Here is a 12,952-nt window from a genome sequence, read left to right on the forward strand (position 1 = left end):
TCCTTGCTACCCTCGGCGCTGTTGATCCCGGCGGCGTCAAGCCCGCCCCCAAATCCGCCCGATTCCGCCCGCGACCAGCCAATCCATCCGGCATCAGGAGCCCAGCCCATGGCCGCCTCGACCGACGCCATCATCATAGGAGCCGGTCAAGCCGGTCCCGCCCTCGCGCAGCGCCTGACCGCCGCCGGCATGACCGTCACGATCGTGGAGCGCAAGCTGTTCGGCGGCACCTGCGTCAACACCGGCTGCACGCCGACCAAGACGCTGGTCGCCAGTGCCCGCGTCGCCCACATGGCCCGGCGCGCCGCCGAATACGGCGTGGTGCTGGACGGTCCCGTCGGCATCGACATGGCGCGTGTGAAGGAGCGCAAGGACGCCGTGTCCGGCCGGTCGCGCGGCAACATCGAACGCTGGCTGCGCGGCATGCCCGGCTGCCGCGTGATCCAGGGACACGCCCGCTTCGAATCCCCCGACAGCGTACGGGTCGGCGACGAATTGCTGACCGCCAAGCGGATTTTCCTCAATGTCGGCGGCCGCGCCGCCGTCCCCGACCTGCCGGGCCTCGCCGATGTGGAGGTGATGACCAGCGGTGGCATCCTGGAGTTGGACCATGTCCCGCGCCACCTCGTGGTGGTGGGCGGCAGCTACATCGGGCTGGAGTTCGCCCAGATGTACCGCCGCTTCGGCGCCGAAGTCACCATCGTCGAGAAAGGCGCGCGCCTGATCCCCCGGGAAGACCCCGACGTCTCGGACGGCGTGCGGGAGATCCTGGAGAAGGAGGGGATCGCCCTTCGCCTGTCGGCCGAATGCATCCGCTTTGCCCGCCATCCCGACGGCATCGCCGTGGGTGTCGACTGCACCTCGGGCGCGCCGCAACTGGTCGGCAGCCATGTGCTGCTGGCGGTCGGGCGCCGGCCCAACACCGACGACCTCGGGCTGGAGCGGGCCGGCGTCTCCACCGATGCCCGCGGCTACATCGCAGTCGACGATCGCCTGCGCACGAGCACGCCCGGCATCTGGGCGATGGGCGATTGCAACGGCCGCGGCGCCTTCACCCATACCGCCTACAACGATTTCGAGATCATCGCCGCCAATCTGCTCGACGATGAACCGCGCAGCGTCGACGACCGCATCCCGGCCTATGCGCTCTACACCGACCCGCCGCTCGCCCGCGTCGGCATGACCGACGACGCGGTGCGCCGCTCCGGCAGACGGTCTCTCGTCGGCATGCGCCCGATGACCCGCGTCGGCCGGGCGGTGGAAAAGGGCGAGGCCCAGGGCTTCATGAAGATCGTCGTCGATGCCGACAGCCAGGAGATCCTGGGTGCCGCGATCCTCGGCCCGGACGGCGACGAGGCGATCCACAGCGTGCTGGACATGATGTACGCCAAGGCGCCCTACACCACGCTGCAGCGCGCCGTCCACATCCACCCGACGGTGGCCGAGCTGATCCCGACCCTGCTGTGGGAACTGAAGCCGCTGGCGTGAGGCGGGGGAGGAGTGCTGGCAATCCCCTCCCCCGACCGCGTGGCGACACCGCGCCGCCGACTGCCCGCGGGGCGTCAGCGCAGAAGGTTGGTGCGGGCGAGGTCGATCAGTTCGTCGCCCCGGCCGTTCATCACGGCCTGCAGGGCCCACAGGCCGAAGCCCTTGACCTGGGATGCCTCGATGGTCGGCGGCAGCGCCAGTTCCTGGGCCGCCGTGACCACGTCCAGCAGGGCCGGCCCGGGATGGTCGAGAACCTCGCGGATCGCGGCGTCGAGTTCGCCCGGATCCTCGACGCGGACCGCATGGACGCCGGCGGCCCGCGCCATGGCGGCGAAGTCGGGGTTCTGAAGATCTGTGCCGGTTTCCAGGAACCCCGCCCCCTTCATCTCCAGCGCGACGAACCCGAGACTGCCGTTGTTGTAGATCACCACCTTGACCGGGAGCTTCTGCTGGTTGAGGGTCAGGAAGTCCCCCATCAGCATCGAGAAGCCGCCGTCGCCGGACAGGCTGATGATCTGCCGACCGGGAAACGCCGCCTGGGCGCCGATCGCCTGCGGCATCGCGTTGGCCATCGACCCGTGCGACAGCGAGCCGATCATCCGGCGCCGGCCGTTCATCTTGAGATAGCGTGCCGCCCATACCGTCGGCGTGCCGACGTCGAAGGTGAACACGGCGTCGTCCGTTGCGTGCTCGCTGAGCAGCCGGGTGAGGTATTGCGGATGGATCGGCTTGTGCCCCGGCTTGCCGGTGGCGAGATCGTCGAGCCCCTCGCGCGCCGCGCGGTAGTTGACGAGGCTGCCGGCGAGATGGCTGTCGTCGGTTTTCGCGGTCAGCCGAGGCAACAGCGCCTGGATGGTCGCGTTCACGTCGCCGACCAGCGCAAGGTCGAGCGGCGTGCGATGCCCGAGATTCTCGGCGCGCAGGTCGACCTGCGCGATCTTGGCGCCGGTCGGATAGAACTGCCGATACGGGAAGTCCGTGCCGAGCATCAGCAGCGTGTCGCACTCCTTCATCGCCCGGTAGCCCGAGGAGAAGCCCAGCATGCCGGTGAGCCCGACGTCGAAGGGGTTGTCCCACTCGACATGCTCCTTGCCGCCGAGCGCATGGACGATGGGCGCCTTCAGCGTCTCCGCAAGCTTGATCAGCGGGTCATGCGCGCCCTGGCAGCCGCGGCCGCAGAACAGCGTGATGCGGCTCCCGCCGTTGAGGAGGTCGGCGAGCGCATCGAGTTCGTCGGGGGCGGGAGCCGTGACCGGCTGGCGGATCGCCAGCGCGGCCGGGGCGGAGAAGGGCGCCTCGAAATCCTCCAGCGCGATGTCTCCCGGAATGACGATGACGGAAACGCTCCGCCGTCCGATGGCGCTGCGGATCGCCGCCTCCAGGACCCCCGGAAGCTGCGAGGGATGCGAGACCAGTTCGCAGAAGTCGCTGCAGCCGCGGAAGAGTTCCTCCGGCTTCGTCTCCTGGAAATAGTTGCGGCCGATCTCGGCCGACGGGATCTGCGCGGCGATGGCCAGCACCGGCACGCGAGTCCGGTGGCAATCATAGAGACCGTTGATGAGATGGAGGTTGCCCGGTCCGCAGGAACCGGCGCAGACGGCCAGCCCGCCGGTCAGGGCGGCCTCCGCGCCCGCGGCGAAGGCAGCGACCTCCTCGTGGCGGACGTGCACCCAGTCGATGCTGCGCTTGCGGCGGAGCGAGTCCGTCAGCCCGTTCAGACTGTCGCCGACGACGCCGTAGATGCGGCGCACGCCGGTCGCTTGGAGAATGTCCGTGATCAGGTCGGCGACCTTCTGCGTCATGATCGGATGCTCCCGGAATTGGCCTGCTGGCGTGGCAAGGCCCAAGGTCAGACGAAGTCGAGCTTGAGGGTTCCGGCGGTGCTAGCGCGGATGGCGCGGCAGGCGGCTGCGTCCTGCTTGAGATCGATTCCGTAGGTTGGAATCATCGTTTTCAATCCTTCCAGCCATCCGTCCGGCGTCAGCCGGTCGGCGAAACACCTCTCCAGCACCTCGATGGCGATGAAGGCGGCCGTCGAGGCACCCGGCGAGGCACCCAACAGCGCAACGAAGGATTTGTCGGCACTCGCCACCAGCTCGGTGCCGAATTCGAGGACGCCGGCGTGCTGCTGGTCCGGCTTGATGATCTGGACGCGCTGGCCGGCGACGGCCTGCTGCCAATCCTCGCGCTGTGCACGGGGGAAGAATGCCTGGAGTGCGGCGAACTGGTGCTCGGCCGTCTGAAGCACCTGGCCGATCAGGTATTCGCTGAGCTGCCAGTTGTCGCGGGCGACCGCCAGCATGGGAAGGATGTTCCCCGGCTCGATCGAGCGGAAGAGGTCGGAATAGGAGCCGTGTTTCAGAAACTTGCTGGAGAACCCGGCGTAGGGGCCGAACAGCAGCGAACGCTTGCCCCCGACGATGCGGGTGTCGAGATGGGGGACCGACATCGGCGGCGAGCCGTGCGCGGCCTTGCCGTAGACCTTGGCGTGATGCCGTGCGCTGACCGTATCCACGTCGCAGCGCAGCCAGATGCCGCTGACCGGGAACCCGCCGTAGCCGTGCCCTTCCGGGATGCCGGACTTTTGCAGGATGGCGAGCGCGCCACCGCCGGCCCCGGCGAAGACGAAGCGTGCGGAGATGGCCTTGCGTTCGCCGGTCGCGACCTCCTCGACGGTCACGAGCCAGCGGCCGCCCCCGTCGCGCGCCAGATCGACCACACGGTGCTTGTAGTGGACCGCGAAGCCGGCCTGCGCGCGGAGCTGCGCCACCAGCAGATGGGTGAGCGCACCGTAGTCGACATCCGCCCCGCTCACGATCCGCGTCGCCGCGACCGTCTGGCCGGCGTCGCGCCCCTCCATGACCAGAGGCGCCCAGTCGGCGATCCGCCGATGGTCGTCACTGAACTCCATGCCATGGTAGCAGTGATGAGCGGCCATCTCACGGTAGCGCCGCCGCAGGAAGTCGACATTCTCGTCGCCCCAGACGAAGCTCATGTGCGGGCAGGGATGAAGGAAGGCCCGCGGATCCGGAATCGCCCCCTTGGCGACGAGATGTGACCAGAGCTGGCGCGAGAGGTCGAACTCCGTGTTGACTTCCAGTGCCTTCGCGATGTCGATCGTGCCGTCGGCACGCTGCGGCGTGTAGTTCAGCTCGCAGTTGGCCGCATGGCCGGTGCCGGCGTTGTTCCATGCCTGCGAGCTTTCCTGGCCGCAGTCGTGCAGCGTCTCGAGCATCACGACGTCCAGCGACGGTTCGAGCTCCTTGAGGATCGTGCCGAGCGTCGCGCTCATGATGCCGGCGCCGATCAGCACTACGTCGGCGGATTTCGAGACATCCGCGGTCATGCGCGCAGCTCCTTTGCCGGCACGAAGGGCAGCGCAGCGCCGTCGCGGTAGACGACATAGGCGCGGCGCCAGGGCTCGTTGCCGATCAGGCGCCATGTGTGCCCGGTGCCGCTGTTGTCCTGTGCGAGCAGAATGTCGCCGGGCCTGATCGTGAAGGTCGCGCCGGACTTCATCTCGAACTCGAGCGTGCCCGACAGGGTGATCACGAAGCGCGGCACCGGGTCCTGGTGCCAGCCATAGGAGCCACCGGACCGCGTCTCCTGGAAAGAGATCTCGGCGGCCGGAACGGCCTTGCCGACGGCGTCGCCGCGCATGCCCTCCGCAAGGTCGATCCAGCCCTCCTCGAACAGCGAGTTTCCGTCCTCGCCGGTCCACATGCGAACGCAGCGTATCATCGTGAGGCTCCCTTGGAAGCGGTGGATGGAGCGACGCCGCCGGGACGCGGCGCGGCAAGCGCAAGGCAGAGGCCGATGGCGATGGACGCCGTCACCACCACGGCCGTCACGGCGAGACCGATCGTTTCCCCGACCAGTGCCGACGGCGCCGCACCGCCGCTGGCCATGATCGACAGGCCGCCGATCCCGGCGCGGAACGCGTAGGAACCGGGGATCATCGCCACGACGCCTGGAAAGGCGAAGGTGACGGCGGGGGCATGCAGCCTGCCCGCCAGCTTGCGGGCAACCAGGGCAGCAGCGAAAGCCCCAAGAAGGCTGGCGGCACCGAGCGCGAGGCCGAGATGCTCGGCCACCGTCCTCAAGCCGTGGCCGGCCATGCCGCAGATCACGCAGATCCAGGCGGCGCGGGCCGGCACATTGAACAGCAGCGCATAGCCGCCTCCCGCCAGACCGGCGAACAGGACGTCCTCGGCCGAAGGAAGCAGGGGTAAGGTGCCGCCGACCGGCAGCGTGTCGCCCGCGAGGCCGGCGGCGCGGAACAGGCCGACCGTGATCGCCAATACGGTGACGGCGCCCAGCATGAGACGCCCGATGCCGGTCCCGACATGTTTTCCCAACAGGTCGCGCACGCCGTTGAGGAGCGGGACGCCGGGCACCAGGATCATGCCGGCCACGACGAGGCACAATGTCGGTGGAATGTCCGGAAATGCCTTCATGGCGAGCGCGCCCACGAGGCCGCCCGCGAATGCGGCAAGGCCCGCCGCCGCGACCGGGTTCACGGTGGCCGCCGCCAGAAGCTGTCGCACGAGCTGCGTGGCGACGCCGACGAGGCAGGACACGCCGACGACCGCCCAGAGAGCCCCGAAGAGGCGCGCCAGCGAGGCGGCGGTGACGCCCATGGCGACGGCCACCAGCCAGGGCGGAAAGCGGTTGCCGCCGTGCTCCACGCGATCGAGGGACCGGTCGATCCCGGAGAGGTCGGAGGATAGCGGAATGTCACCGTTCCGGATCCCGTCCAGTGCCGCCAGCGCACCCATGTTCACGGTGATGGCGGTGATGGCCGGGCCGAGGCGCGTGTGGAACCCCTCGCCATCCTCGATCGTCAGGAGCAGCCCTTCCAGCCCGACGAGCAGATGCACCCGATGGCCGAGCCGCGCCGCGAACGCTGTAACGGCGTCCTGCACATGGGCCGTGTCGGCCCCGTTGACCAGCATGAGCCGGCCGAGCCGCAGGGTGACATGCGCCACGTCATGCGCCGGGGCGGCCTGGGGGACCATCAGGCACCCGCGAGGCCATGGCCGACCATCTCGATCGGCTTGACGATCCTGTCGAACGTCGCCTCATCGACCTTCCCGGAGGCCAGCGCCGCCTGCCTGAGGGTCAGATTGCCGGCGATCGCCGTCTCGGCGATGTGCGCCGCGTTCTGGTAGCCGATGACCGGCGACAGCGCGGTGACCAGCATGACGCTGCCTTCGACATACTGCTCGATCCGGTCGCGGTTGAGAGCGGTGCCTTCCACCGAGAAGATGCGGAACTTCTCACAGCCGTCGGCGAGGATGCGGGCCGAATGCAGGAAATTGCTGATGATGACCGGGCGCATCGCATTCAGCTCGAAATTGCCCTGGCTTCCCGCGAAGGCAACGGCGCTGTCGTTGCCCATCACCTGGATGCAGATCATCACCATCGCCTCGCACTGGGTCGGGTTGACCTTGCCGGGCATGATGGACGACCCCGGCTCGTTGCTCGGCAGCAGCAGCTCGCCGAAACCGCAGCGCGGCCCGGAGGCGAGCCAGCGCATGTCGTTGGCGATCTTCATCAGCGCCACCGCGAGATCGCGCAGCGCGCCATGGGCACGAACCATGGTGTCGAGCGACCCCTGGGCCGTGAACTTGTTCGGTGCCGTGACGAAGGGCCTGCCGGTCAGTTCCGCGATCTTCGCCGCGACATCCGCCGCAAAACCCTTTGGGGCGTTGAGGCCGGTTCCAACCGCGGTGCCGCCGACCGCAAGCTGGTAGAGGCCGGACCGGCTGGCCTCGATCGCCGCGAGCGCGTCGCGAATCTGGCCTGCCCAGCCGTGCCATTCCTGGCCGACGGTGAGTGGAACCGCATCCTCCAGGTGGGTGCGGCCGATCTTGACCACGTCCATCCAGTCGTCCGCCTTGCATTCGATGGTTTCGACGAGCGCCGTGACCTGCGGAATGACTTGGTCGTCGATCGCCGCCACGGCGGCGATGTGCATGGCGGTCGGAAAGGTATCGTTCGAGGACTGGCCCATATTGACGTCATCGTTCGGGCCGACCGGCATCTGCGAGCCGGGTACGCCGCCGAGGAGCTGGATCGCCCGGTTGGAGATGACCTCGTTGACGTTCATGTTGCTCTGCGTGCCGGAGCCGGTCTGCCAGACGAAGAGGGGGAAGTGCCCGTCCAATTCGCCGTCGATGGTCTCGTCGGCTGCCCGCAGGATCGCGTCCGCCTTCCAGGCCGGCAAGCGTCCTGCCGCCTGGTTCACCAGCGCGCACGCCTTCTTCACATAGCCATACGCATGATAGACGGCTTTCGGCATGCGGTCGCTGCCGATCGAGAAATGCTCGAGCGAACGCTGTGTCTGTGCGCCCCAATACCGGTCGGCAGGCACATCGACGGTGCCCATGCTGTCGAATTCCCGTCGCATGCCTTTGTCAGGGAGGCCAATCGGCAGATCCAGCAAATTTGGAGTAGTCGCCTCGTGCGGCATCGCTGTCGGCTCCTTGTTTCCAAAGAGAAGCGGTACATTGCGGTCATGCCCATGCTCAGCGGCATCAAAAGAACGTTGCACTGCATCGGTCTTATCGGATTCAATCTGACACTCGATGACGCACCCATCAACTATACCTACAGATGGCTAGCGTTCCTTCGAGCAGACGCATACAAGCCACCGCACATATTCAGCTCCTCTTGCTCGCGAACGCCGGCCGCCAGCCGTCCCCGCACTCCCGCCGGCTGCGGTTCGACCGGCAGGACGATTCAGTCCTGAGGGCTGGCGCGGCCTGGGGCATGTGCGCTCCGGCCACCGGACGGCGGCTGCGCCATCGTTCCGCTGACCATCGGGACGGCGCCCACACCGATCCGCCCGCCACATGCGAGGGGCAGGGTAGCAGCGCTTTTCCGGCCCTGATGCCAAAGATGAAGAGAATGGGGGCGCAAATTCATACCATGACAACTCAACCCGACAACCAGGAGTCATCCGCAGGAATTATTTTGAACTGCCTCACAATAGCGGCGCCAGGTTGAAAAAAGGGTCTGGCGGCAAAAATATTCGCATCCGATTACAAAGCTGAAACCAGATCACTCAATTGCTTCATCGACAGATGCCGATAACCTTGAGCACAATTCGCCGCGATGGATTTTCACTCCCTATGACATCGCGCCGGAAAAGGTTTTCTCATGGTGATCCGTGTTTTCAGGAGTGAGATGAAGTTTATCATGCCCTACCCCGACATTCAGGATTTATGCATTTCGGCTGCCCGCTACAACAGGGATGCCGACGTGACAGGCTTCATGATCGAATGCGGCGGCGTCTTCCTCCAGGCCGTGGAAGGTCGGGAGGAGGCGGTTGATACAGTCCTGCACAGAACGCGGCGCGACAGCCGGCACCACCACATCGACCATCTGCTCTCCATCGATGGAGCGGCGCGACGGCAGTTCGGTGCCTGGGCCATGAACCTGATGTTCCTGGATGACGCGCGTCTCTGGCGACGGGCGGTCGGTCCCCTGAAGGAGTATGACGACTTCCTTCTCCGCTCGCGGGACCCCGTGTTTTCGCTGGGCCTGCTGTCGCTCGCCTACCGGTTCGCGTGCTCCGCGATGGAGGTTGATCCTGCTGCGGTCGGGCTGAAACGCGGACGCGTGCCGAGTGCCGCTCAAATGCTGAAAAGCTGAGGACAAGCAGCGCAGGCGCAGGCTTGGCCTGGATGGGCGTGATTTCACCCAAGACACACTTGACCCAGGTCAACCATACTTTCGGACCAAAGCCTTAGCGTGATCCTCATTGCAACAGCAGACTGATCGAGCCTCAAGGAGGCTGCAATGAACGTCACCGTGATTTTCCAGCAGCCTGAAGACCCCTATATGCTCGGACGCATCTCGATGCCCGACTACAGCAGTGCTGCCTGCTACATCATGCAGCATCTGCCGACCTCCGCCCGATCCAGCGCCATCATTGAAGATCAGGCTGGGCACCGCTCCACGCAGCCTCATATCCAGATGCATTACGAACTCCTGGCGGCCCGGCACGCCAGACGGGCCGGGCATTGAGAGTGCCAGCCGATCCCACCCGGGAGGTGCCGGACGCACGGCTGGCCGGCCATGTGTCCGGGGGTGGCTTCATGGTCATGATCCGAGCCCTCCCCTGCTTCAGCGGGCGGCCAATCTGGTTCGGCCGGTCGTCCGGGGTCTTGATCGCCTTGCCGACCCGGCGATGACGGCGCGCGAGACCACTCCAGCGAATCAAATAGACACCACGTTCTAAAATAACTATTCTAATTGGCATGGTCAGAACCGCACGCTTCACCGAGCACGACTTCATCGATGCCACGATCGCGCTCGTCGCCGAGGGCGGTCCCGCTGCCGCCACCATGCAGGCGATCGCCCGGCGGGTGGGTGCGCCCACGGGCTCGATCTATCACCGGTTCGACTCCCGCGCCGCCGTCCTCGGCATGGCCTGGAATACGGCCTACGCATCCCTTGTCAGGACCCTGGCCCCGCTGCTTCGCGACGGCCGCCCCCGCGAGGCGGCGCTGGCCATCCTGCCATGGTCCCGGGAGGACGGGTACCGTGCCCGCTTCCTGCTCCTGAACGAGCCGGTCTCCCTGTTCGAGGACAGCCCGCCCCCGGCACCGCTGAGGCAGGCGCTCGAGCAGCTGGAAGGCGAGCTGGACGCCGCCTTTCAGGCTTGCGTCGCGGCGTGCGGGGACGGAACGGCCTGCGACGAACAACTGGCACGGGCCAAGTTCCTGATCTTCGACGCGCCGATCGCCATTCTCCGGCCCTACCTCTCGCGGGGCGCTCCGCCGCCGTCCTTTGCGGAGCGGATGATCGCCGAACTCCATTGCGGGATGCCGATCGCCGGCATGCGGGGCGGCGGACGGTTGCCGCCGAACGCCGATGCACGTCTCCCCTGATACAGGACCGCTGATGACCGAACTCCCCGCCCCCAGAAGCATCAAGCTCCACGCACCGGAGGATTTCGCCGGAATGCGCGCGGCAGGCCGCCTCGCCGCGGCGACTCTGGACATGATCACTCCCCATGTCAGGGCGGGCATCACCACGGCGGAGCTTGACCGCCTCTGCCACGACCACATCGTCGGGCATGGGGCCACGCCGGCGTCGCTGGGTTACCGTGGCTATGCCCATGCGACCTGCATCTCGGTCAACCATGTCGTCTGCCACGGCATCCCCGGCGACCGGAGGCTGGTGGACGGCGACATCCTCAACATCGATCTGGCGGTGATCGTCGACGGCTGGCACGGCGACAGCAGCCGCATGTATGGAGTGGGCAAGCTCGGCCTGCGCGCGAGGCGCCTCATCGACGTGACCTATGAGGCCATGATGCGCGGCATCGAGGCCATCCGGCCCGGTGCGACCGTCGGCGACATCGGCTTCGCCATGCAGCGCTGGGTGGAGGCGGAACGCTTCACCGTCGTCCGCGACTTCTGTGGCCACGGCCTGGGCCGCATCTACCACGATGCACCGGACGTGCTGAATTACGGCCGGCCCGGCGAGGGCCAGGAGCTGTTGCCGGGAATGTTCCTGACGGTCGAGCCGATGGTCAACGCCGGGCGTCCCGACGTCAAGATTCTCGGCGACGGATGGACCGCCGTCAGCCGGGACCGGAGCCTCTCGGCGCAGTTCGAACACAGCGTCGGCGTGACCGAGACCGGCTACGAGATCTTCACCCTGTCGCCTGCGCACTTCACCAAGCCCCCCTACCCGCCCGTCGGATGAAGAGAATCGGGGAAACCGGACAGGATCGCCGCATGCTCGTCATCTTCGGAGGGCTGCCGGGCACCGGCAAGAGCACCATCGCCAGACAGGTGGCGGACAAAATTGGCGCGTCTTACCTGCGGATCGATTCCATCGAGCAGGCCATCCGGTCGTCCGGCGCTCTGCCGCCGGGAAGCGACGTCGGACCGGCGGGATACATGGCGGCCCAGCGGATCGCCGCCGACAACCTGCGTCTTGGCCGCAGCGTCGTGGTGGACTCGGTCAATCCGCTGACGATCACGCGTGACGCCTACCGCGATGTCGCCGTGAGGTCGGATGCACCGTTCATCGAGATCGAACTCGTCTGTTCCGACCCTGCCCTGCACCGCCACCGGTTGGAAAGCCGCGCGTGCGACATCGAGGGACTGGTGCCGCCGACCTGGGATCAGGTCGTCACCCGCCCCTACGACCCCTGGCACCGGCCATGCCTGCAACTCGACACCGCACGTCTGCCGGCCGGCCGATGCGTGGAGTTGATCCTGCAGGCTGTTTCGGCCCACGGCCTTCGCCGACCCGCTCCCGCGGCATCGGATGCCTGAGCGGGCGCTAGAGTGTGATCGGTTCAAGCGGTATCGCTTGAAACGTGAATCACACGGAAAACCAAAAGCTTAGAGTCTGTCCGATCCTTCAATAAGCATCGGACAGACTCTAAGGCTTCGCCGGATCGAGCAGCACCCAGAGCTGTGCGATCCTTCCGCCGACGATCTCGGCGGCGTCGGTGCCGGTGACCATGGCAGGCCCGCCGGCTGGGCCGGCCTGCCATCGCAACGTCGCCAATCCATGATGCCCGACGACGTCGCCGTCGGGTCTGAAGCGGAAATCGGGTCCGAACCGGTCAAGAAGTCCGCCGGCGATTTCCGAGATCGCGGCACGGCCTCTCACGATGTCCGCCGGTTCGTACAGGATCGGCTCCGCCACGAAGAGGTCGGCGATGGCGGACGCACGTCTCGCCGGATCGGGCTCGTTGAAGACGCGCTCAAGGTTCGAACGCAGGAGATGGCCGTAGTCGGGCTCGTCAGCCGCCTGTGCGGCGCTGATGGGTTCAGGCATGGGTTTCTTCCTTCTTCCGGGGTGACCGCACCGCGCGGTCAGCCGACCTTCACCAGGTTGAGGGCGGGAAGCGGGCCGCCCGGGAACTGCACCAGACGGCTGCCGACGGCGAGGGAACCGAGATCGATCCCGTAGAACCCGAGCCTGTCGATCAGCGCACCGACCTGTGCCTTCGCCCCGGCATCGTCGCCGGAGTAGAACAGCACGCGCCGGCCGCCGTCGCTGGCCGGGTCGCCGGCAACGAGATGCGGCTGAAGGTGGTTGAACGCCTTCACCACCCTTGCACCGGTCACCAGCCCGGCGAACACCTCCGACGACGACCGCGCCCCGAGCTGCACGGGCTTGAACAGCGGCGCTTCGATCGGGTTGTTGGCGTCCAGGACGATCCGCCCCGCCCAGTCGGGCAGCCCGGCGAGTGCGCCCGGCAGCTTGGACCAGGTGACCGCGACGAGCACGATGTCCTGCGCTGCGGCCTCCTCCCTCGTACCCGGCCTGATGCCGGGGCCAAGATCGGCCGCGAGCGCCGCCAGCGTTTCCGGGCCGCGGCTGTTGGCGATGACGGCCGGGATGTTCCGTGCGGCAAGCGCCGTCGCGAAGGCCCGGCCGATCTGGCCGGCACCGATGATGCCGATGGTGGTCATGGAACGGACTC

General features: G+C 67.0%; 13 protein-coding genes. 6 read left to right on the forward strand and 7 right to left on the reverse strand.

Annotated features, from left to right (window positions below; genetic code table 11):
• Positions 1-108: 108 nt before the first annotated feature.
• On the forward strand, positions 109-1,488 hold the full coding sequence (locus J2850_RS16895) for an FAD-containing oxidoreductase (protein ID WP_209983712.1): 1,380 nt from the start codon (positions 109-111) through the stop codon (positions 1,486-1,488).
• 74 nt (positions 1,489-1,562) lie between these two features.
• On the opposite strand, the gene poxB is transcribed toward J2850_RS16895, so the two are convergent.
• Genes poxB through fumC form a run of 5 tightly spaced genes read right to left on the reverse strand, consistent with a single transcriptional unit; the run spans position 1,563 to position 7,963 of the window.
• The gene (gene poxB / locus J2850_RS16900) at positions 1,563-3,290 is read right to left on the reverse strand and encodes a ubiquinone-dependent pyruvate dehydrogenase (protein WP_209983713.1); all 1,728 of its coding nucleotides are present in this window, start codon (positions 3,288-3,290) and stop codon (positions 1,563-1,565) included.
• A 47-nt stretch (positions 3,291-3,337) separates the two neighbouring features.
• On the reverse strand, positions 3,338-4,834 hold the full coding sequence (gene mqo, locus J2850_RS16905) for a malate dehydrogenase (quinone) (protein WP_246513148.1): 1,497 nt from the start codon (positions 4,832-4,834) through the stop codon (positions 3,338-3,340).
• A complete protein-coding gene (locus tag J2850_RS16910) occupies positions 4,831-5,229 on the reverse strand; it encodes a cupin domain-containing protein (protein ID WP_209983715.1) in 399 nt (132 codons plus the stop codon). Before J2850_RS16910 ends, mqo begins: the two co-directional genes overlap by 4 nt.
• Entirely contained in the window at positions 5,226-6,506 is a 1,281-nt protein-coding gene (locus J2850_RS16915; RefSeq protein WP_209983716.1) for a threonine/serine exporter family protein, read from the reverse strand. Before J2850_RS16915 ends, J2850_RS16910 begins: the two co-directional genes overlap by 4 nt.
• On the reverse strand, positions 6,506-7,963 hold the full coding sequence (fumC, locus tag J2850_RS16920; RefSeq protein WP_209983717.1) for a class II fumarate hydratase: 1,458 nt from the start codon (positions 7,961-7,963) through the stop codon (positions 6,506-6,508). The genes J2850_RS16915 and fumC overlap by 1 nt, the downstream gene beginning before the upstream one ends.
• A gap of 689 nt (positions 7,964-8,652) precedes the next feature.
• Between fumC and J2850_RS16925 the strand changes: the two genes are divergently transcribed.
• From J2850_RS16925 to J2850_RS16945, 5 genes are all read left to right on the forward strand, one after another.
• Complete coding sequence (locus J2850_RS16925; RefSeq protein WP_209983718.1) at positions 8,653-9,147, forward strand: BLUF domain-containing protein; 495 nt, start codon at positions 8,653-8,655, stop codon at positions 9,145-9,147.
• A gap of 147 nt (positions 9,148-9,294) precedes the next feature.
• Positions 9,295-9,522 (forward strand): hypothetical protein, encoded by a 228-nt coding sequence (locus tag J2850_RS16930; RefSeq protein WP_209983719.1) that lies wholly within the window; start codon positions 9,295-9,297, stop codon positions 9,520-9,522.
• Positions 9,523-9,755: 233 nt separating this feature from the next.
• The gene (locus tag J2850_RS16935) at positions 9,756-10,388 is read left to right on the forward strand and encodes a TetR/AcrR family transcriptional regulator (protein ID WP_209983721.1); all 633 of its coding nucleotides are present in this window, start codon (positions 9,756-9,758) and stop codon (positions 10,386-10,388) included.
• Positions 10,389-10,401: 13 nt separating this feature from the next.
• On the forward strand, positions 10,402-11,211 hold the full coding sequence (gene map, locus J2850_RS16940; RefSeq protein WP_209983723.1) for a type I methionyl aminopeptidase: 810 nt from the start codon (positions 10,402-10,404) through the stop codon (positions 11,209-11,211).
• A gap of 32 nt (positions 11,212-11,243) precedes the next feature.
• A complete protein-coding gene (locus J2850_RS16945; RefSeq protein ID WP_209983725.1) occupies positions 11,244-11,789 on the forward strand; it encodes a P-loop nucleotide/nucleoside kinase family protein in 546 nt (181 codons plus the stop codon).
• Positions 11,790-11,898: 109 nt separating this feature from the next.
• On the opposite strand, the gene J2850_RS16950 is transcribed toward J2850_RS16945, so the two are convergent.
• Together J2850_RS16950 and J2850_RS16955 are read right to left on the reverse strand one after the other, a co-directional pair.
• Positions 11,899-12,300 (reverse strand): nuclear transport factor 2 family protein, encoded by a 402-nt coding sequence (locus tag J2850_RS16950; RefSeq protein ID WP_209983727.1) that lies wholly within the window; start codon positions 12,298-12,300, stop codon positions 11,899-11,901.
• A 38-nt stretch (positions 12,301-12,338) separates the two neighbouring features.
• The gene (locus tag J2850_RS16955) at positions 12,339-12,941 is read right to left on the reverse strand and encodes an NADPH-dependent F420 reductase (RefSeq protein ID WP_209983729.1); all 603 of its coding nucleotides are present in this window, start codon (positions 12,939-12,941) and stop codon (positions 12,339-12,341) included.
• Positions 12,942-12,952 lie beyond the last annotated feature (11 nt).

Source organism: Azospirillum picis, from assembly GCF_017876115.1.
Taxonomy (GTDB): domain Bacteria; phylum Pseudomonadota; class Alphaproteobacteria; order Azospirillales; family Azospirillaceae; genus Azospirillum; species Azospirillum picis.

What these genes read in the sequence shown, in the direction of transcription:
- fumC (WP_209983717.1), bottom strand. Translation starts at nt 7,963, where the DNA reads ATGCCGCACGAGGCGACTACTCCAAATTTGCTGGATCTGCCGATTGGC.
- poxB (WP_209983713.1), bottom strand. Translation starts at nt 3,290, where the DNA reads ATGACGCAGAAGGTCGCCGACCTGATCACGGACATTCTCCAAGCGACC.
- J2850_RS16935 (WP_209983721.1), top strand. Translation starts at nt 9,756, where the DNA reads ATGGTCAGAACCGCACGCTTCACCGAGCACGACTTCATCGATGCCACG.
- map (WP_209983723.1), top strand. Translation starts at nt 10,402, where the DNA reads ATGACCGAACTCCCCGCCCCCAGAAGCATCAAGCTCCACGCACCGGAG.
- J2850_RS16915 (WP_209983716.1), bottom strand. Translation starts at nt 6,506, where the DNA reads ATGGTCCCCCAGGCCGCCCCGGCGCATGACGTGGCGCATGTCACCCTG.
- J2850_RS16925 (WP_209983718.1), top strand. Translation starts at nt 8,653, where the DNA reads ATGGTGATCCGTGTTTTCAGGAGTGAGATGAAGTTTATCATGCCCTAC.
- J2850_RS16895 (WP_209983712.1), top strand. Translation starts at nt 109, where the DNA reads ATGGCCGCCTCGACCGACGCCATCATCATAGGAGCCGGTCAAGCCGGT.
- J2850_RS16950 (WP_209983727.1), bottom strand. Translation starts at nt 12,300, where the DNA reads ATGCCTGAACCCATCAGCGCCGCACAGGCGGCTGACGAGCCCGACTAC.
- mqo (WP_246513148.1), bottom strand. Translation starts at nt 4,834, where the DNA reads ATGACCGCGGATGTCTCGAAATCCGCCGACGTAGTGCTGATCGGCGCC.
- J2850_RS16945 (WP_209983725.1), top strand. Translation starts at nt 11,244, where the DNA reads ATGCTCGTCATCTTCGGAGGGCTGCCGGGCACCGGCAAGAGCACCATC.
- J2850_RS16955 (WP_209983729.1), bottom strand. Translation starts at nt 12,941, where the DNA reads ATGACCACCATCGGCATCATCGGTGCCGGCCAGATCGGCCGGGCCTTC.
- J2850_RS16930 (WP_209983719.1), top strand. Translation starts at nt 9,295, where the DNA reads ATGAACGTCACCGTGATTTTCCAGCAGCCTGAAGACCCCTATATGCTC.
- J2850_RS16910 (WP_209983715.1), bottom strand. Translation starts at nt 5,229, where the DNA reads ATGATACGCTGCGTTCGCATGTGGACCGGCGAGGACGGAAACTCGCTG.